17 protein-coding genes are annotated in these 20,116 nt (G+C 60.8%); 1 reads left to right on the plus strand and 16 read right to left on the minus strand.

Going from position 1 to position 20,116, the window contains the following annotated elements; genetic code table 11:
- Positions 1–43: 43 nt before the first annotated feature.
- Positions 44–826 carry a pyrroline-5-carboxylate reductase gene (locus QSK43_RS14040; RefSeq protein ID WP_332303936.1) on the minus strand — a complete coding sequence of 261 codons (783 nt, stop codon included), beginning with the start codon at positions 824–826 and terminating at the stop codon, positions 44–46.
- Positions 827–941: 115 nt separating this feature from the next.
- A complete protein-coding gene (locus QSK43_RS14045; RefSeq protein WP_332303937.1) occupies positions 942–1,796 on the minus strand; it encodes a LysR family transcriptional regulator in 855 nt (284 codons plus the stop codon).
- Between the two features lie 167 nt (positions 1,797–1,963).
- Between QSK43_RS14045 and QSK43_RS14050 the strand changes: the two genes are divergently transcribed.
- Positions 1,964–3,481, plus strand: coding sequence for an MFS transporter (locus QSK43_RS14050; RefSeq protein ID WP_332303938.1), 1,518 nt, complete (start codon positions 1,964–1,966; stop codon positions 3,479–3,481).
- 28 nt (positions 3,482–3,509) lie between these two features.
- Here the strand turns inward: QSK43_RS14050 and QSK43_RS14055 are convergent, their stop codons facing one another.
- From QSK43_RS14055 to QSK43_RS14120, 14 genes are all read right to left on the minus strand, one after another.
- Positions 3,510–4,691 (minus strand): acyl-CoA dehydrogenase family protein, encoded by a 1,182-nt coding sequence (locus QSK43_RS14055; RefSeq protein WP_332303939.1) that lies wholly within the window; start codon positions 4,689–4,691, stop codon positions 3,510–3,512.
- A 113-nt stretch (positions 4,692–4,804) separates the two neighbouring features.
- Positions 4,805–5,908: an LLM class flavin-dependent oxidoreductase gene (locus tag QSK43_RS14060; protein WP_332303940.1), complete on the minus strand. Its 1,104-nt coding sequence runs from the start codon at positions 5,906–5,908 to the stop codon at positions 4,805–4,807.
- Positions 5,909–6,050: 142 nt separating this feature from the next.
- Entirely contained in the window at positions 6,051–7,130 is a 1,080-nt protein-coding gene (locus QSK43_RS14065) for an LLM class flavin-dependent oxidoreductase (RefSeq protein WP_332303941.1), read from the minus strand.
- The gene (locus tag QSK43_RS14070; protein WP_332303942.1) at positions 7,127–8,857 is read right to left on the minus strand and encodes an ABC transporter ATP-binding protein; all 1,731 of its coding nucleotides are present in this window, start codon (positions 8,855–8,857) and stop codon (positions 7,127–7,129) included. The genes QSK43_RS14065 and QSK43_RS14070 overlap by 4 nt, the downstream gene beginning before the upstream one ends.
- Complete coding sequence (locus QSK43_RS14075) at positions 8,836–9,684, minus strand: ABC transporter permease (protein WP_332303943.1); 849 nt, start codon at positions 9,682–9,684, stop codon at positions 8,836–8,838. Before QSK43_RS14075 ends, QSK43_RS14070 begins: the two co-directional genes overlap by 22 nt.
- Positions 9,681–10,685, minus strand: a complete 1,005-nt coding sequence (locus tag QSK43_RS14080) for an ABC transporter permease (RefSeq protein WP_332304090.1) — start codon at positions 10,683–10,685, stop codon at positions 9,681–9,683. The genes QSK43_RS14075 and QSK43_RS14080 overlap by 4 nt, the downstream gene beginning before the upstream one ends.
- A gap of 29 nt (positions 10,686–10,714) precedes the next feature.
- Positions 10,715–12,364: an ABC transporter substrate-binding protein gene (locus QSK43_RS14085; protein ID WP_332303944.1), complete on the minus strand. Its 1,650-nt coding sequence runs from the start codon at positions 12,362–12,364 to the stop codon at positions 10,715–10,717.
- A gap of 485 nt (positions 12,365–12,849) precedes the next feature.
- Positions 12,850–15,159, minus strand: coding sequence for a molybdopterin-dependent oxidoreductase (locus QSK43_RS14090; RefSeq protein ID WP_332303945.1), 2,310 nt, complete (start codon positions 15,157–15,159; stop codon positions 12,850–12,852).
- Positions 15,160–15,177: 18 nt separating this feature from the next.
- Positions 15,178–16,584, minus strand: coding sequence for an FAD-binding oxidoreductase (locus tag QSK43_RS14095; RefSeq protein WP_332303946.1), 1,407 nt, complete (start codon positions 16,582–16,584; stop codon positions 15,178–15,180).
- A gap of 131 nt (positions 16,585–16,715) precedes the next feature.
- Positions 16,716–17,318, minus strand: coding sequence for a 2-hydroxychromene-2-carboxylate isomerase (locus QSK43_RS14100; protein ID WP_332303947.1), 603 nt, complete (start codon positions 17,316–17,318; stop codon positions 16,716–16,718).
- Entirely contained in the window at positions 17,315–17,893 is a 579-nt protein-coding gene (locus QSK43_RS14105; protein ID WP_332303948.1) for a TetR/AcrR family transcriptional regulator, read from the minus strand. Before QSK43_RS14105 ends, QSK43_RS14100 begins: the two co-directional genes overlap by 4 nt.
- A 49-nt stretch (positions 17,894–17,942) precedes the next feature.
- Complete coding sequence (locus tag QSK43_RS14110) at positions 17,943–18,971, minus strand: ketopantoate reductase family protein (protein ID WP_332303949.1); 1,029 nt, start codon at positions 18,969–18,971, stop codon at positions 17,943–17,945.
- Between the two features lie 343 nt (positions 18,972–19,314).
- Positions 19,315–19,599 (minus strand): copper-binding protein, encoded by a 285-nt coding sequence (locus tag QSK43_RS14115; RefSeq protein ID WP_332303950.1) that lies wholly within the window; start codon positions 19,597–19,599, stop codon positions 19,315–19,317.
- Positions 19,600–19,621: 22 nt separating this feature from the next.
- A complete protein-coding gene (locus QSK43_RS14120; RefSeq protein WP_332303951.1) occupies positions 19,622–20,098 on the minus strand; it encodes a cupredoxin domain-containing protein in 477 nt (158 codons plus the stop codon).
- Between the last annotated feature and the right edge of the window lie 18 nt (positions 20,099–20,116).

Below are 20,116 nucleotides of genomic sequence, written 5' to 3' on the forward strand. Positions count from 1 at the left end.
CAGACACCTTTATAGGTCTAGAAACGCCACCTCAAATGGCCGTCTATTGCGTGATCCGTTGCAATACGCGGCTTAATGCCTGCTTAAGTGCGCCCGAACCGCCGTTGCCATCGAAGTCCTGCAGGACCTGCTCGTTCAGGCCGCCCTTGGTGGCGAATTCGCGGCTGAGATCGGTGAAGTCGGTATTCTTGTCGGCAAGGAGCGCTACCTCCGAGAGTCCGGCGAAGAGGGGAGCGAGATAGGCGCGGCCCTTTTCTTCCGGAAGGCCGTTTTCGGAAAGCCACACCGTCGTCTGCTGCATGATGCCGAAATAGGTGGCCATCAGGGCGCTTGCGGCGGCGAGAAGGTCATATTCCACCTTCGTCTCGCATTCCACCGCGTTGCCGAGCACGTTGAAAATCGCCGCCGTATCCGTATCGGACGGGTAGACAGCGGTGACGCCCTTGCGCCGGGCGACGAAAGGCAGCGGGATCGCCTGGGTGAGACGCACATCCTTGCCGATCCAGTCGAGAAGGGCCTGCCGGTCGGTTGCGGCAACGACGCTTATGACCTTTTGTCCGTCGCGGAACCGCAGGGGCCGGATGACTTCCTCGGCGATCTGAGGGCGGATCGCCAGAACCACGGTGTCGCAGCCATCGACGATCGCCTGATTGTCACCGGAAACGATCACCTGCGGAAAATCGGCGGCAAGCTTTGCGGAGATATCCGCACTGCGTTGGGATACCATCACATGCGGCACGGCGACAGGCTTGCTGAGCAGCCCCCGCACCATAGCGTCGGTGATCGCTCCAGTTCCGATAAAACCAATTTTTTGGGGAAGGGACATGGAGACTCCGTGGCGGTGGGGAGCGAAGGATACATGGGTCGTGCTTGCGCAGGAAGGCAATAAAAATAATCCTGAAGCTGCCGGGAACGGCCTGATCAGGTCTTTCGGTTGTCCCTCACGATCCCGGGCGATGCTCCCGGAACGCGGCGGCGAGCGTGCGCAACGCCTCGCGGGATCTGCCGTCGGTAAGGGTGGAGAACATGATGATCTCCGTGGGGGGTAATGGCGGCAGGCCGAAACGCTGGCTCACCTCGACCGTGCCGGGCGGTGCCAGCCGGCAGGAGAAGGCCGAAATGGCGAGTCCTGCCGAAACGGCTGCGGTTACCATCGATGATGTGCCACCAAGAAAGACTTCCGTCCACGCGATGGCGGCGGAATCCAGAGCGCGGGTGGCGATATCGCGCACGCCGCAGGCGGGCGAAAGTGCTGCCAACCGCAAGGGCTCGCCCTGACGATGCTCGAATTGCGGAGTTGCGAACCAGCCGAAATGCTCCGGTCCGAGCACTTCGCCATCGCGCCTGTCATCTTCGCGCCGGATGATCGCGGCGTCTATTTCGCCGCGGTCGAAGGCGTCCAGCAAGACACGGGAATTGTCCATCCGCACTTCTATCGTCAGTCCCGGATCATGTGCGTTGAGCCGCGCCAGCAGGGTCGGAACTTCAGGTCCTGCAACATGGGCGGCAATGCCAAGGCCGAAGCGCCGGCGAGTAGAAGAAAGGCCGGTCATGGCGCGATCATGCGCGGCGAGGAATTCGCGCGCGGGGGCGAGAAACAGGGCGCCCTGCGCAGACAGCCGCACCGAACGGGGGGTCCGTTCGAGGAGCCGTTGACCGAGCCGGTCTTCCAGCCGCTTGAGCTTGACGCTAATGGCGCCCTGTGTGGTTCCAAGCGTTTCGGCGGCGCGGGTGAAACTCTGCAGATCGGCGATGGTAACGAAGGCCTGGACGGCATCCACATCCAGCGTGGTCATATCGATAATCCTGATTTGTTATCTCTGAAATATCCAATCATCCAATTCAGTTATGGTCAAGCTTTCACTAGTTTGCCTTCAGTTCCCAACACACGGACCGGAGCGAGCGCGTCTTTCGCCATGACCGAATGTCGCCGTGAGGGTCCGAACCAAAAAAAGGCTGAAGAATGACCCTTGCCGTTACCGCCCCGCCCGGCAGCAGAAGCGCCTTCGCGCTCGCCGCCGTCTGTCTTTCCGCCCTGATGTTCGGACTGGAAATCTCCAGCGTACCCGCAATCCTGCCAACGCTCGAACAGGTGTTGCATGCGGATTTCCGGCAGCTTCAGTGGATCATGAACGCCTATACGATCGGCGTGACCATGGTGCTGATGGCAACCGGTGCCCTGGCTGATCGTTTCGGCCGCAAACGCGTCTTCGTCGCCAGCATCGTCGCTTTTGCCCTTTCCTCTCTCGCCTGCGGAATGACTGAAAGCGTGGCCGTGCTGATCGGCGCCCGCTTTCTTCAGGGCTTGAGCGGCGGAGCGATGCTGGTGTGCCAGATCGCCATCCTATCACACCAGTTCCGCACGGCCCGTGAGCGCGGCATGGCGTTCGGCTGGTGGGGTATAGTCTCCGGTGTGGGGCTGGGTTTCGGGCCGATCATCGGCGGCGCCATCGTTGCGCTGTGGAGCTGGGAATGGGTGTTTCTCGTTCACGTGGCGCTCAGCATCGTGACATTGCTGCTTGCCGTGGGTGGCGTCAGAGAATCACGCGATCCGGAGGCAACCCGTCTTGATCTAGCCGGTATCACCACGCTCTCGGTTGCCGTGTTCTGTCTCGCCTTTTTCATCACGCAGGGGCCGGAACTCGGCTTTGCCAGTGCAAAAGCGCTTTTGATCCTCGGCATCTCGGTTGCGAGTTTCATCGCCTTCGTCATCGTGGAAAAGCTCACTCCGAGACCGATGTTCGACTTCTCCGTATTCCAGATCCGGCCTTTTTCCGGGGCGATCGTCGGCTCGGCGGCGATGAACATCAGCTTCTGGCCGTTCATGATCTATCTGCCGATCTGGTTTCAGGCGGGCCTCGGTTATGACAGCGTCACCGCCGGCCTCGGCCTACTCGCCTACACGCTGCCCGCGCTGGTCGTGCCGCCGCTGGCCGAGCGCCTGTCATTGCGTTATCAACCCCGTCTCGTCATCCCGGCTGGGCTGTTCACCATTGGTCTCGGCTTCATGCTGATGAAACTTGGCAGCGGTGCCGCAAATGCGAGTTGGCTGACCATGCTGCCCGGCTGCATCCTGTCCGGTATCGGGCTTGGGCTGACCAACACGCCGGTCACCAACACCACAACGGGTGCGGTTCCGGCCGCGCGTTCCGGAATGGCCTCCGGCATCGACATGAGCGCACGAATGATCTCGCTTGCCATCAATATCCCCATCATGGGCTTCATTCTGGTTGAGGGCGTCTGGTCGTCGCTTCGGACGAACCTGCCGTCCGGCACGGATAGCTTCGATCTGCGTTCGCTCGCGGAGAAGATCGCCGCCGGAACCGCCGGATCGACACGGGGTATTTCGGATGCGCTCGTCCATCAGGCACTCGCAGACGGTTTCGGTCTGGTCATGCTCTATGCCGGCATCAGCGTCTGGCTGCTCGCCGCCCTCAGCTTCACGGTCTTCGGCCCGGCGCGAAAGCTTGCCCATGGTTAGGGACACGGCTTTGTGCGGGTACTGTTATTCAGGCGGTTTTTAGGATTTGCAGCCCTGCCGGAGGCTGGGCGGCCGCAGTTTCGTCGCGGCTCCAGCGGCCAAAGGCGGCGCGACCCAAAATCGCAATCGACGTATCTTCCTGCGGAGCATGGACGAGCACGGTCTGGATGTCGCGAAAATGCCGTTCAAGCCCCAACTCGGTGCCAAGACCTGGATTGCCGATGCCGCGCACGGCGATCTGCACGGCTTCGTGCAGCTGTCGGCCGGCAAGCAGCCTTGCCCTGATGAAGTCTTCGGCGTTGCCGTTACTGTTTTCGAGTGTGCCGAAAATAATCTGGCGGGCACCGGAAACCAGAAGGTCGATTTCGCCTGAAAGCGTTATGAAACGTTCCGTGCGGGCGATGGGATGGCCGAGATTGGCTGGCACACGCTCATGCGCAAAACGGATGAATTTGGCCTGAGCGGCTTCGGCCACGCCGAGATAAAGCGCGGTCAAGGCCAGCGTGATCGCGGCGTGCGCCCGGTTGTCCTGCTGGGCCACCGATGGATCGACGAGATCAATGACGTTTTCCGCCGGGATTTCGACATGGGCATATTCGACGTCATGCGATCCGGTGGCGCGCATGCCGAGGCTCTGCCAGTTCTCGATGACCTTGATGCCCGGCAATCCGTTCGGCACTACGAATGTTCCGACACGCGCCGGCGTTTCGTCGGTATGCGCCCAGACAAGAAAATGCGTGAGGCCATATGCGCCCGTCACGAAGCGTTTGCGGCCGGTGATCGACCAGCCGTTTTTTGTCCGGCGGGCGAGCGTTGCAGGCAGGCCGCCGCGCGCCGGTGAACCCAGTTCCGGCTCGACGCGCGCGGCATTGAGCAGCAGCGGGCGTTGTTTCGCATCTGCCAGAAGTTGCCGGTAGAGATCTTCGGGCCAGTGGCTTTTTGCGGCCTGGGCGAGATGGGTGAAGATCGTCATGGCGCTGATGAGGGCCACGGAAGGATCGCCCCGGCCAAGTCCCGCCAGAATATGGGCGGTCTCGGCAAGCGTGGCGCCCTGGCCGCCATAGCGCGTCGCAACCGTGCTTTCGAGAAGGCCGCTCTCGTGAACGGCTCGGATACCCTTCCAGGGAAACTGGCCGGTCTGATCTGCATCCGGTGCGGCCTGCGCAAGGACGCGCACGGTTGCGTCGAGGACGATTGTATCATGGGACATGCGGGTCGAGGCTCTCTGGCTGTGGTGGAACGCCATCTCCCGGGCGAGGGGTGGCCGGCTCCGTCTGCACTTCAAAAAAGTGCCCGGTCAGACGACCGGGCCGGATCGCGGCATCAGGCTGCGGTCTTTTTCTTTGCATTTTCCCGTTCGCGAATACCCTCGCGAACAAGCGGCAGGATATACCGGCCATAATCGACCGCATCGTTGTAATTGTCATAGCCCCGGATCGAGATCAGGTCGGCGCCAAGATCGATATAATCGAGAATGGAATCCGCAATCGTGCGTGGCGAGCCGACCAGTGCTGTGGTGGCGCCGCTGGCATTGGTGGCGGTGACCGTGGGGTACCACAGGGCGCGGTCATGTACGTCGCCGCGTGCGGCAATCTCCAGAAGCCGCTGCGAACCGACATTGGCCGGGCGTGCCGCGTTGAGCGGCGCGCGCGTCATGCCTTTCTGGCGGTTCTCGTTCAGGCGATCCAGAGTTCTGTGGGCTTTTTCCCAGGCCAGTTCGTCCGTCTCCGCGACGATCGGCCGGAAGGTGACCCAGATGCGGGGGCGATCGGTCCGGCCTGCTTTTGCGGCCTCCGCATAGACCCGCTCGATCTGCTGCTTGGTTTCGGCAAGCGGTTCCCCCCAGAGCCCGAAGATATCGCAGAGCGAACCGCCGATACGATAGGCGGCATCAGACGATCCACCGAGCGAAATTGGAATAAGCCCGTTGGTGGGCCGCACCGCGCTGCGGAATTGCTTGAACTGGTAATATTTTCCATCGAAGTCGAAGGGCTCTTTGGAGGTCCACGCCAGACGCAGGATACGGATATATTCCTCTTGCCGCTCGTAACGTTCCTCCTTGTTGAGGAAATCACCTTCGCGCGCCTGCTCTTCGTCGCTGCCGCCGGCAATGAAGTGCACCACGACACGTCCTCCGCTCAACTGGTCGAGCGTTGCGAGCGATTTGGCGGCAACCGTCGGATAAACCGTGTTCGGCCGCAGGGCGACGATGATCTTGATGTGTTTCGTGTGCGCCAGCACCGTGGCGCCCAGCGTGAAAGGATCGAAGGACGATGAGGAATAGGGGATCAGCGTGTAGTTGTAGCCGTAATCATCGAGGACACGGGCATAACGCTCCAGAAAGACGGGATCCACGGGCGCATCGGGCAGGGGGGTGAGGTCGTTCGATGCATTTGGAAAGCTTACGCTGATAAATTCCGCGGCCATGGGAGCTCCTTCAGGTTCAATGCGGGCATGTTAGGACGTGGCGGATTGACGAGGAAGACAGGTCTTTCTTTTTCTATGGAATATGTAGAAAATATTCCCTGCGACGGCGTCTGATATAGGACCAGCAACTGCTGCGGCGTAGTCAGCGGGCGGGCGACCAGCCAAGGCTTGGGCCCACCGTTTCCGCAAGGTCGGTCAGCAGCCGTATGTTTTCGGCCAGGCCGAAGGCAGGCGGCAAAAACAGTACGACCTCATCGGCCGCTGCAAGGCCCGGATCGTTGAACACCGCTTCCAGTACCTGATCGGGGGTGCCCTGAAAGACGGGCGAAATCTGATAACCTGCGGGCTGGGCTGCCTGTTCGAGAGCGCCTTTGGGGCGAGACGCGGCAATACCCTTGGTGCGCCGTTCCAGATCATAGGCCGCATATTTTTCCCGAAGCTCGGTGGTGGTACCAACCAGAATGGAGGCGGCGACAGCAACTGGCGGCGGTTCCGTTTCCCACGTCTTGCGCCATGTGGAGCGGAAAGCCTCGATGATGCGGGCCTGATAGTGTCCGAAAGTCTCGCCTTCGGCCTGATCGTGCTGCACGGTTCCCGAGATAAGGCCGATGCCGAGTTCCGCCGCCTGCACGGCCGAACCAATGCTGGCAGCACCTTGGCGAATACGCGAGCGCAGGGTCGGGCTGTGCGGCGTCACGCGCAGTTCGGTGCCATCCGGATTGGCCTCTCCTCCTTCGGTACGGTGCAGGACATCGCCGGCGATTGCCGAGAGGAAGCGGGCCTGACGGCGTCTTGCCTCCGTTCGGGCATCGGTGTCAACCGTGCCGAATACGGCGTCAAAGGTGGCGTTTGTGCCGGTCGAGATAGCAAGTTCCAGCCGCCCGTCGATCAGCAGGTCGGTCGTGCCCGCCGCCTCGGCGAGCAGGATCGGATCCTGATAGCGCATCGGGATGACTGCGGAACCCAGCGTGATATGGCGGGTGTGCTGGCCGGCGGCGGCGAAGAACGGAAGCGGCGAGGACAGATAGTGGTCGAAATGCCGCTGATAGGCCCAACCGGACTGATAGCCCAGTTGTTCGGCGGCCTTGAACAGTCCGATGCCTTCGCGCAGCCCCTGCGCCGGCCCGGCATCGTCGTTGAAGGAGACCCGAGTGTTGAAGCCGAGCCGCTGTTTGGGACGGAAGGGTGCAGGCTGGGTATCGGCGGGCGCGGCGATGGTCATGCGATCTTTTCCTTGTCGAGAACCCGCCGGGGCGAAGCCTGTGGCACACGGGCGATGGTAGCTGCGCCGGATGGAATCGATTCCAGCAGCGACGCCGTATAGGGATGCTGTGGATTGTCGAAGATATCGACGACTGTTCCGTGTTCGACGATACACCCGCGCTGCATCACCGAGACGGTGTGGGCGAGCTGGCGTACCAGCGCGAGATCATGGGAGACGAAAACATAGGTCAGGCCGAGCTTCGCCTGCAATGAGAGCAGCACTTCGACGATATCGGCTTGCACACTGACGTCGAGCGCGGAGGTCGGCTCATCGAGCACGATCACATCAGGCCTGAGAACCAGCGCCCGGGCAATGGCCACGCGCTGGCGCTGGCCGCCCGAAAGGGCCGCTGGTTTGCGGGTGAGCAGATGTTCGCTCAAGCCTACATTGGCCAGAGCCTCGCGGACAGTGTCGAGCCGTTCAGTGCGGGTTCCGATCTTGAAGCGGTCAAGCGGCTCGCGCACCAGCTGCTCGACATTCCAGGTCGGATCGAGCGAGGTAAACGGGTTCTGGTAGACGAACTGGAGATGACGCCATGTTGCGCGCAGCGATGCGTGGGAGCGGCCGGTCAACTCTTCGCCGGCTACCGATATCGTGCCGGTGTCGGGTTCCTCGAGGCCGAGCAGCAGCCGGATGGTCGTCGTCTTGCCAGAACCGGATTCGCCGACCAGCGCATGGGTGGTGCCGGCAGGCACGGTGAAGGATACGTTGTTGACCGCCGTCAGTACCCTGTCGCCGACCCTGAAATTCTTGGTGACGGCGTTGATCGCGATCTTGGGCTTCGTGGCGGCATCGGCCTTCAGTAAACGGAAACCCGGGTCGCGCAGCCGGGCGTAGCGGTCCGGATTGAGGGCCGGGACGTCGGCATGCAGTTTCCTTGCATAGGCGGAGGCCGGTGCGGAAAAGACCGATGCGGTGCTTCCGGCCTCCTGAACGGTGCCGCCCTTCAGGACCACCAGCGAATCCGCCCGTTCGGCGGCGATCGCCAGATCGTGGGTGATGAGGAGCAGGCTGATACCCAGTTCCTGCTGCAACCGCGAAAGCAGATCGAGGATACGTTTCTGGATCGTCACATCCAACGCCGAGGTCGGCTCGTCCGCGACCAGAAGCGAGGGACGGGGCAGAACCGCAAGGCCGATGAGCACGCGCTGCAACATGCCGCCCGACAATTGGTGTGGGTAGGAATCATAGACGACATTCGGATTGTCGAGTCCCACCTGCGCGAAAGTCTCGAGAATGAGCGCCTTGCGGATCGCCTTGTCAGGTTCATCAAGCAGTGCCGCCGCTTCCATTGCCTGCGAGCCGATTGTCCTGACCGGGTTGAGCGAATTGCCGGGATCCTGCGGGACAAAGCCGATGGCCCGTCCGCGCAACGGCCGGAAATTGCGCTCCGGTAACCCCAGTATCTCCTGATCACCGAAGGTGACGCGGCCGGTCGCATGTCCTCCGCTGGGCAAAAGTCGGAGGACCGCGCGGGCGATCGTCGACTTGCCGGAGCCGGACTCGCCGATGAGGGCAAGGCTCTTGCTGCGCCCGAGTTCGAAGGAGACGTTACTGACGACCTCCTGGCTCCCGTATGCAACCGAAAGATCATCGACCTGAAGAAGCGGGCGCGCTTGCAACGGCTTGGGCACGATGGCCAGGGGGCGGGTAATAGTGTTGGTCAGTCTGTTTTGCGTAGCCATCGGCTGATCCTGTTTACAGAGAGGACGGTCGCGATTGTGACGAAGGCGGGGGCGTATACCAGCCACGGCCATTTGAGGTAGTCCTTGCCGATCGAGATCAGAAGGCCCCAGTCGGAGGCGGGCGGCGGGTCGCCGTATCCGAGAAAGGCAAGGCTTGCGATCACCAGGATCGACTCGCCGAATTGCAGAACGGCAAGAGGCAGCACCGAGCGTGAGGCGTTCGGCAGGACATGGCGCAGGAGAATGTACCAGCGCGAGCCGCCGAGCAGGAACGAAGCTTCCACGAATGTCGCCTGTCTGGTCTTGATGACCTCCGCACGCGTGACGCGGGCGAAGACGGCGACGGCCGAGACGCCGGTGGCGATTGCAGCATTGATGGTCTCGAAGCCGATGGCGGTGACGACGATCACCGCCAGCAGGAATTTTGGAATTGCCAGGAGTACGTCGACCAACCGGGCAAGGACGATGTCGACCCAGCCGCCGAGAAAGCCGGCCAGAAGCCCGATCAGACCACCGGCGAAAACGCCGATGACCACCGCGACGAGCGCGCTGGATACGGAGGAGGACGTTCCATAAACGACGCGTGTATAGACATCGCGACCGAGGTGGTCGGTGCCGAACCAATGTGCGAGGCTTGGACCGAGCAACTTGTCCGCCGGCACGCCGACGACGGGGCTGTGGCTGGTAAACAGGCCGGGTGCAAGCGACCAGGCAACGACGAGCGCGATGATGGTGAAGGACAACGCGACGGTGAGCGGTATCCGCAGCGCTGCCAGCCGGTTTGCATGGTTGGCGCCCGGGAGAGAGGCGTTTGAAGCAAAAGTCATGGTGTCACCGCCTTGGTAGTGGAAGCCTCGTCGGCGGTGGTCGGACGACGCTTTTGCCCGCCGAGAATTTGCACGCGCGGGTCAAGTAAGGGGTAAAGCAGATCGGCAATCAGGTTGATGAGCACGAAAACCACCGCTCCCAGCGAGACGATCGCCTGCAACACGGGCAGATCTTGCGTGCTGACCGAGCGTTGCACGAGACTGCCGATACCGGTTCTCCCGAACACTGTCTCGGTGATCAGCGAGCCGCCGAGAAGCTCGCCTATGGTCAGCGCCACCACCGTTACGACGGGCAATGAGGCGGGCTTGAGCAGATGCTTCGTGAAGAGGCGCAGCTGCCCGATGCCGCGACCGTGCGCGACGGCGGCGTATTCCTGCTCGGCTTCTTTATCGAGATTTGCGATGAGCACTTCGGCAATCTGCGCTGAAACTGGAATTCCCAGCGCGACTGCCGCAAAGAGCGTCGCCCAGAAACTGTTGGGATCGATCACCCGGAAGAGGCCGATCTGGAAGCCGAAGACGTGGATGAGCACCAGCCCGATCACGAAATTGGGCACGGACAGGAACAGGGAAGGAAACCCTCTCAGCAAGCCCTGCGCGAACCGTTTGGGTACGACCTGGGTTCCATAGGCAACCGCCATTGCCAGCATCAGCGCGACCGCAAGGCCTGCCGATGCGAGAATGAGCGTCGAGGGCAGCACTTCGGCGATCAAGGTCGCCACGGGCCGATTGGATCGCATCGAGAGACCCAGATCGCCTGTCAGAAAACCAGACAGGGCCGACCACAGCTGCACGATGACCGGTCTGTCCAGCCCCTGCGCGGCGATGATTTCCGCGATCTCCTGCTCCGTGAACCCGTTCTGAGGGTTGCGCAGCACGCTGGTGATCGGGTCGCCAGGCAGGATGCTGACGACCACGAAGGTGAAGACATAAGCCAGCAGTATGACGACGACCGCCTGGCCAAGCCGCTTGGCGGCGTAGGTTAGGTAGGCATTGCTCATGCCGGTGACCTCCTTCACGTTTGTGTCCGTCAGTCGCTGATGGAGGCGGTGTAGTAGCTGGCATAAGCCACGCCATTATACACTTCGCCCTTCAGCTTCGGTGACTGCACGTAGATCCGCTGCACGATCTGTGTTCTGGGAATGAAATAGCCCTGCTCGAGGACGTATTTCTGCAACTCGTCGAGAAGCGGGCTACGCTCATCGACGGAACCGGCACCGGCGATCTTGTCGCGCAGTCCGTTGAGCGTCGTGTCGCGGTCGTCGAGGGCGAACCAGTTCTCGCCGTTATTGGCGTTGGTGAGAATGCTGGCGACGGTGCCTGCATCGATGAAGCTGCGCGTCACCTCATAGGTTGGCACGGCCGCACCGCCGAATTTGACCTTCTCACCGAAGGTCACGACATCGTAAGCGCGGATAGCGACTTTCCAGCCGATCTTGCCGAGTTGCTGGGCGATGAGTTCATCGACCGACTTCGAGGTTGCGAGATAGGGATTGGAGTGGATCGTCAGCGACAGTGGTTTGCCGTCCTTCGTCCGGATGCCGTCGGCGCCCTTCACCCAGCCGGCCTCATCGAGCAGCTTTTCGGCCTTTGCGGGATCATAAGCGAGAAGACCGCTGTGATCGGTCGCACCCGGCACGTTGCTCTGGATGAAGGATGTGGCGAGTTTCCAGTCCGGGGTATAGACGGTGTCGATGATTTCCTGCCGGTTGATGCCGGTCTGAAGCGCCTGACGAACCTTCACGTCATCATAGGGAGGAAGCTTGGTGTTGACCGCCCAGCCATTCACGAAGCCGAGATAACGCGGTGTCGCGACGGTAAAGCCCTCCTCGTGCAGCGACTTCAGCTCCTGAGGCGAAGCATTGTAGGCGACATCGGCCTGGCCGGACTGGACGGAGGCGACACGCAGGGAGGGTTCCGACACCAGCTTGTAGGTGATGGAATCCAGGAAGGCCGGGCCGGTATGTCCGACGGCTGCCGGACCCCAATTGTAATCCTTGCGTTTGACCAGCTTGACGTAATCGCCTTCTTTCCAGGATTCGACCACATATGGGCCACTGCCGGAGGTCTTGCTGAGGTCCGCCTGCTGGGTTGCGGGCTGTGCAATGGTCTTCGGGGAAATCAGGATCGAGCCATGATAGCCAAGCGTCGGGATAAAGCCGAGCGTCGGCTTCTTGAAGAAGACCTTCACCGTGGTCGCGTCCACCGCCTCGGCGCGGTCATAAGTCTTGGGGAAAAGACCGATCGGGTTGATACCCTCGCTCTTGCGGCCAGCATACCAGATGTCGAGATTGGCAACGACCGCCGACGCATCGAGAGGCGTGCCATCGGAGAAGGTCACGCCGCTTTTGAGGTGAAGTGTGAACTCGGTGGCCTTGTCGTTCTGCTCCCAGCGCTCGGCAAGCCATGGGCTGACCTTGCCGTCGGCGTCGACATAAAGAAGCTTGTCGGCCACGTGGCCCCAGATATGGCCCTGAAAGCTGGAAATGGCGCTATTGTTCGGGATCCAGGTATCGCCAAGTGAATCGATAAGGAAGGTGATGTCACCGCCGTTGCGCGGGCTATCGGCGGCCTCAACCGGAGCAGGTCCCACCGCCGTCAGAAGCGCGAATGCGCCTGCAAGAGTGGTGGTCAACAGACCCCGTCGGGAGAAAGAAAAGAATGAAGAACCTATAGTCATTAAAAAAATCCTGATTGGTCGCGTTGTGTCTTGTCTTTGTGATTTCAGGGGCGGCCGCTGCTCCACGCCCGCCAATTGCGCACGCGGGAAGGCATTCACACGACAGTCCTGTCGGTGTGGTTCCAATGTCCTGAAATCGGGATAAATGTGCCTGCGTTGCCTCTTGGAGGCTCAGACCGATGTTACGGCGTAGCCGTTACCGTTCAGCCCTTGACGGCTCATTCGATCGCAGGCCGTGCTTGCTGATACATCGTGCGGTCATGACGCGGTCCCTTTGTTTTTGAAATTCGGATCTTGATGCATAGCGTAGCAGGGTAGCCGGAAGGAGAAAGACCAGTTGTTCTTTTTCTATCGAATTAATGGATTATTTTGCCGCAGTTTCCGAAGGTGGTAGGATCAGCTTTTCCGACGCTCGTTTCGCCCGGCGATGGGCCTTTTCGGCCGGTGTCGGAACGCGGTGGCCGTAGGTAGGCCCAGCGAGACGATCACCGCCCCGTTGTCTCTTTTGCAAATGTCATCTTTTCGAAAATCCGCACCGGCGGTGCTTCCCCGGCAAAACGTTCGACCTCGACTCTGGTGATCTGCCCGGTCGAACCCTGCGCCAGTTTCGAGGTGCCGATATCGCGCGTCAAAATGTTGGGATTGCCGTGAATGCACATGGCATGTTCCGCTTGCGGGTCATGCGGTTCGAACCACGCGCCGGTTGCCAGCTGCATCACGCCGTGGCGCACATCCGTGCTCAGAACGGCTGCGGCAAGGCAGCTGCCGCGACTGTTGAACAGTCGGACGATATCGCCATCGGCAATGCCACGCCGGGCGGCGTCTTCGGGGTTGATGCGCACCGGTTCCCGGCTCCTGATTTTGGTGGAGCGGCTGAAAGCGCCGTAATCGAGCTGGCTGTGCAGCCGCTGATGCGGCTGGTTGCACACCAGATGCAGCGGATGGAGGGCTTCGTCTTCCGATTTCGACCTGCCGGGATACCATTGCGGATGGCCACCGCAATCGTCATAGCCGAAACCCTCGATCGTCTGCGAGAAGATTTCGATTTTTCCGGATGGGGTCTTCAGCGGGAAGGCCGAGGGGTCGTCCCGGAAGGCCCGCGCAGGCCCGCCATCATCCGGCTTGAGCGGCAGACTTATTTCTCCACGCTCCCAGAATGTCTCGAAATCGGGAGCCTCATATCCGCCCGCTGCCAGCGGCCCACGCGTCGTTTCATAAAGGAAGGCAAGCCATTCCCGGCTGCTGCGGCCTTCGGTGAAGGCTTCGACTTTGCCGAGGCTGCGTGTGATCTCGGAGAAGATTTCATAGTCGTCGCGCGCTTCGCCAACCGGATCGATCAGCTTTTTCATCGCGATCATCAGGGGATCGCGGTCAGCAGCGCCAATATCGTCGCGCTCGAGTGTCGTTGTCGCCGGCAGCACGATATCGGCATGCCGCGCCGAAGATGTCCAGGCGGTCTCATGGACGATAATGGTTTCCGGCCTTCTGAAGGCAGCCCGCAGCCTGTTGATATCCTGATGGTGGTGAAACGGGTTGCCGCCCGCCCAGTAAACCAGCCGGATATCGGGATAGCGCATCCTCTGGCCGTTGTAGTGATATTCCTCGCCCGGATTGAGCAGCATGTCGGCGATGCGCGCGACCGGAATGAAATCCGCGACCGGATTTTTGAACTGGCCAAGTGTCGGCAGGGGAACGGCAAGCAGGTGCTTGCCGACATTGCCAAGAGCGCCGAGAGAATAGGAATATCCGCCACCGTCCAGGCCCATCTGTCCGAGCATCGCGGCCAGCACAATGCCCAGCCAAACCGGTTGCTCACCATAATCGGCGCGCTGAAGCGAATGGCTGACGGTGATCAATGTTCTTGCGCTCGCCATGGCGCGGGAGAGTTTTTTGATCGCGTCCGTATCAATGCCGCAAATGCCGGACGCCCATTCCGGGCTTTTCTCGACGCCATCGGTCCGGCCCAGCAGGTAGTCCTCGAAACGCTGGTAGCCAACGGTATAGCGGTCGAGAAACCCGCGATCATGCAGGCCCTCGGTGACGAGAACATGCGCAAGGCCGAGCATCAGCGCAACATCGGTGCCGGGTGTGATCGGCAGCCATTCCGCATTCAGCTCCTTCGGTAAGTCGTTTTTCAGCGGGCTGATTAACACGAAGCGCGCGCCGCGTGCACGCGCGCCATTCAGCTTCCGCGGTACGATATGCACGCTGTTGCCGCCGCCATGCACGTCCGTGTTCTTGATCGCCATGCCGCCGAAGGCGACGATCAATTCGCTGCTGCGCTCGATCGCATCCCAGGTGACGCTCTTGCGGTCGAAGTGATCATAAGGTCCGAGCACGTGCGGAATGATGACCATCGCCGCGCCGGAACTATAGGTATTGACGGAGCGCACATAGCCGCCAAGCACGTTCAGAAAACGGTGAACCTGGCTCTGCGCGTGATGAAAACGGCCGGCGCTCGACCAGCCATAGGACCCGCCGAATACGGCCCGGGGGCCGTGATTTGCATAAACGCGCTGAAGCTCCTTCGCGACGATATCCGCCGCCTGCGGCCAGCTGACTTCCACATACTCATCCGCCCCCCGCATTTGCGCGTTGCCGGGCCTTCCCTCCAGCCAGCCGCGCCGGATCGCCGGACGGCGGATGCGGGCGGCGCTATCGGCGATCGCCGGCAGATTGCCGAGCAGGGGCGAAGGGTGCGGATCGCCGGGATGCGGACGGATATCGAGCTTACCGTTGTTGTAACGGCCGGAAAACGCACCCCAGTGGGAGCTGTGGGTCCTGTAGTCATCCATCTGCGAAATCCCGTGTGGTCAGAGTGTTTCTCGGCGGCCGGGCAAGTCCTGGCTCGGCAGGATTTTGCCCGGATTCATGATACCGGCCGGATCGATGGCGTTTTTAATGACGGCCATGAGGTCCACGGCATCGCCGTGTTCCTGTCGCAGATAAGCGATTTTGCCGGTGCCGACCCCATGCTCGCCGGTGGAGGTGCCGCCGACCGAGATGGCGTGCTGCACCATCTTCTTGTTGATCGCGGCCACCTCATCGAGTTCCGTCTGGTTCGAAGGATCGACAGCGAAGACCACATGATAGTTGCCATCGCCCACATGGCCGAGAATGGCGGCGGGCACGCTGCAGTCGCGCAGCAATTCACGGGTCCTGACGATGCAGCCGCTCAACTCGGAGACCGGCACACATACATCGGAGGACCAGCCTTTAGCGTTCGGGCGCTGGAAAACCACGGCATAAAACGCGTTGTGACGCGCCTTCCACAGGCGGTTACGGTCTTCCGGCGCATTCGCCCATTCGAAATCCCGGCCGCCATTGTCTTCCACTATGGCGGCGACCATTTCGACCTGCTCCTGCACGCCGGCCGGCGAACCGTGGAATTCGAAGGCGAGCGTGTCTTCGACTTTGAGGGAAAGATTGGAATAGGCGTTGACGGCTTGGATCAGGCCACGGTCCATCAACTCCATTCTGGCGATGGGAATGCCGAGCTGCACCACCGTGATGGCTGCAGCAACCGCCTGTTCGACGTTTTCAAAGGAGCAGAGTGCTGCCGAGATGGTTTCCGGAATCCCGTAAAGTCGCAACGTCACTTCCGTGATGATGCCAAGCGTTCCTTCCGAGCCGACGAACAGTCGCGTCAGATCGTAACCTGCCGATGACTTGCGTGCTCGTCCACCGGTGCGGATCACCTGACCAGTCGGCAAAACGACCGTCAGCGACAGGACGTTTTCACGCATGGTACCGTAGCGCACGGCATTGGTGCCGGAAGCGCGCGTTGCGGCCATGCCGCCGATCGAGGCGTTGGCACCCGGATCGATCGGAAAGAACAGACCCATGTCGCGCAGGTGCGTATTCAGTTGCTCGCGTGTGACGCCCGCCTCCACTGTGCAATCGAGATCCTCGGCGCTGATGCGGACGATTTTCGACATGCGCGACAGATCGACGGAGACACCGCCACGCACCGCCGTCAGATGGCCTTCGAGCGAGGTGCCGGTGCCGAAGGCGATGACGGGAACACCTTCAGCCGCGCAAAGCCGCACGGTTTCCGCCACATCGTCAGTGCTTTCGGCAAAAACGACGGCGTCGGGGATAGCAGGCGTATGGTGGGATTCGCCACGGCCGTGCTGTTCCCGCAATGCCTGCGCGGTGGAAAAACGCTCGCCAAAACGGCTACGCAATGCGTCGGAGAGAACGGAAGACAGCGCGCTCATCGCCCGGCTCCGGATCTATCTGTGCGACGCCGGTTGAGAGGAAGAAACATGAGAAACTCCGCAAAACAGTCTGGAGACAGTCGAAAACTGGGCGCAGCCTGATGGCAAGGAGCGCCCGGTTCCGGCAGGGATCAGGCGACCAGTTTTTCGCCCTTGAGATGGCGTTCCAGGAAGGGCAAGCTGTCCTGCCCCCAATAAAGCTCGCCTTCGTAACGGAATGTTGGAAGCCCGAACACGCCTGCCGTCTTCGCTGCCTCGTAATTGGCTTTCCAGATGGCGGCGACGTCGTCGCTTCCACCACGTTCGTCCAGCGCCGTGCCATCGAAACCGGCCCCGTCAGCGATTGCGCGGCGGATTTTGGCATTGCCGATGTCTTCGCCGCCTTCCCAGAAGGCCTCCTGGAGCGCCTTGGTCAGCTTCAGCCAGTCCTTGCCCGCATCGATGGCGGCAATGATCATGAAACCGGCCGGCGTGGGATCGGAAAGGGCGGCACGGTTATCAAAGTTCAGCGATTTGCCGCGCAGGGCAGCCCAGCGCTTCAAATCCTTGGTCCAGTAGGCGCGCCTCGCCTCCGGGCGGTTGCGCGAATAGATCGCGCCATTATCCTCGATCAGCGGGATGAGATAGGGCCGGATCGTGGCGTTCTGTTCACCGGCAAGGGCGGCGAAAGGCTCCAGCCCGAGGAAGGACCAGGGGGAGCCGATGCCGAAGAAATAGTCGATGGTCTTTGTCATGCCTTGTCTCCTGAGGATGTCTGGCCGGTTGCGAGATCGAACACAGAGAGCGCGCAATCCCGGGCGATGAGAACGGCATGGGGATCGCGCCCGACCGCAACCGTGGCAAGCGCGCCCTCATAAAGAAGCGAAAGATGGGAGGCGGCCTGATCCAGCCGGACCCCGGCCTTCAACATGACAGCCTCGAAGATGTCCCGCACCATCCGTTTATGGGCTCTCGCCACGGTGACGACCCGTTCGGAATCACCATGTTCGGCGACCGCGAGTGCAAAGGCGCAGCCTCTGAATTCGGGGCTGTCCGCTTTCTCGTAAAGCCGCTCGAAAATCACCCGGATCTGGTCCCTCGGATCAATCGTCGCGGCCAGAACATCCCGCAGCGAGCGAATGACGCGGTCGTGGCGATCCTGGAGATAGGCTGCAACGAGGTGATCCTTGGACGGAAAATGTCGATAGAGAGTAGCTTTTGCGACCTTTGCTTCTTCGATGATGCGGTCGATCCCGACTGCCCGGATACCTTCGTTGTAAAATAGCGCACCGGCGGCGGTGATAATCTGATCTGGAATGGCTTCTCGCATTTTATCGCTTCAGTCTTGTGGGTTTCATGTGAGGAACAGGCCGTGCGCATCATTGTGCGGCGGCAAGACCGGTCTTGTCGCGATCCTGGAATTGTCCGGCGAGAGACCGGATCGCGTCGAGCGGTGCCGCCTTCGCGAAACCGCCCCGCTGTGCAAGCCTGCCGGCAAGAGACTGGATAGCCTCGTTATATGGTGTCGCGATATTGTGCAGACGCCCGAGCAGCACGATTTCCCCGTTGAGAAAATCGACCTCGCTGGAAGCGCCTCGGGCAAAGCTTTGCCAGGTCGATTGCTGGCCGGGCTCGATGCCGCTGTTTTGAGCAATATTCCAGCCTGAAATGTCGATGGTACGCTCGGAAGGGGAGGCGAGATTGTATCCGGCTGCCTCAAGGGCCTGACGGGCTTCATGGACCAGCGCTTCGCCGATCGATGCCCTCTGGTCGTCCTCTCCGTCGAACAGATCCAGCGCATTGCGGACGTTGTGAAGCAGTTTTGCCGATTTCCAGCGGCGGATATCGTTGCTGGTTTCCGCAAGATAGTCGGCGCGGGCAAGGTCTGCGGCGATCTCAATTGCCGTAGCGTCGGAGCCGGCCGGGAAACGTCCTATGGTGATCACGCCGACCTGCGGATTGCCAGCGGCCGCAACCGCGCCCGTTTGCGTAAACCGTGCAGGGGTCAGAATGCTGGCAGCATAGACATTGGCGAAGGTCCTGAGCGCCAGCGCTTCCGTCGCCAGACCGTTCTGAAAGGTAACCAGCGGTAATCGGGCTGCCGTCGCGCCCTCTGCGCCCGATACCTGACGCCATGACCAGTCTGCCAGCGTGGCTGCCGCATCCTGGGTCTTGACGGTCAGTAGCAGGATATCATCGAGCGTCAGTTCCGGCGGATCGGATACATCGAAGGCGTTCAGCCTTATCTGCCGCGTGCCCGAGGGGCGCTGATAGCTCAAGCCATGTTTGATGATGGAAGCGATTTGCGCGCCGCGTCCGATCAAGGCGTATTCGATGCCGGAAAGCTCGAACTGTGCGGCAAGGCTCGCGCCGACCGCGCCTGCGCCAATGATAACGTATCGTGTCACCTTTTCTCCAATTCAGCCGGACCGATATTGCTCCGGTATCCAACGCAGCCGCGCGGATTGCCGGGTCGATGCAGGATTTCACTCACCATCGATCCTCCTCAAGCGCGACCGATGGTGACAGCTAAACTAGGCATGAGAAGTGTTTCAAGAAAGACAGGTCGTTCTTTTTCTATCTATTTTGTAGAAAATAATTTGGTATGGGAACGCTTTGCGATCACCTTATTCCCGACCCGGTCCAGAATTGTCCGAGGGCAACAAATTGTGCGGGTTCGATCGCCACACGTTTAATCGCGCACGCCCGTGCCTGTCCGGTCAGTCACGGGCGTGCGCGGGTTGATATGCCTTACTTCACCTGGGCGACGACCAGCTTGCCGTCCGCACGTTCGGCGACGAACTCGATGTTCGCGCCTTCCCTGAGCTTGGCGAGCAGCGCGTCGTCCTTGACGCGGAACACCATCGTCATGGCCGGCATATCGAGGTTCTTCAGTTCCTCATGGATGATGGTGACTTTCTTGGCCGTGGCGTCGACCTTCTTCACCGTGCCCTTGGTGAATTCCTGTGCGAATGCGCCGAAGGGAGCGGCAAGCAGGAGCGCTGCTGCAACGGAGATTTTAACGATCGTCTTCATGGTCAGATTCCTTTTTGATGGGTTATTTTGCCGAGACTTTGAGATCGCCACGCATGCCGGCCTCGTAATGCCCGGGTTTCAGGCATGCGAATTCGAACATGCCGTCATTGGTGAATTTCCAGATGATTTCCCCGCTTTCGCCGGGGGCAAGGCTGATCGCATTCGGATTGTCATGTTCCATCTCCGGGGCCTTTTCCATCGCGGCCTTGTGCTCCAGATTGGCGCTCTGTTCGTCGAGAATGAATTCATGGTCCAGTTCGCCGACATTCTTCACTGCAAAGCGTACGGTCTTGCCCTTCTTGAATTCGAACTTGGCGGGCGTGAACAGCATCTTGCCATCAGGCGTTTCCTTCATGGTCACCTGAATTGTCTGGGTAACCTTGGATTTGTCGCCGGGTTCGCCGATGGCCATCGCATCATGGCCGCCGCCATGGGTGCCCGATGCGAAGGCGGGCGTGGCGAGAGCGGTGAGAAGCAGCGCAAGTTTCAGTCTGGTCATTGCGTGGTTTCCTTGGTT

It is taken from the genome of Rhizobium sp. GR12 (assembly GCF_036596185.1).
Taxonomy (GTDB): Bacteria; Pseudomonadota; Alphaproteobacteria; order Rhizobiales; family Rhizobiaceae; genus Agrobacterium; species Agrobacterium nepotum.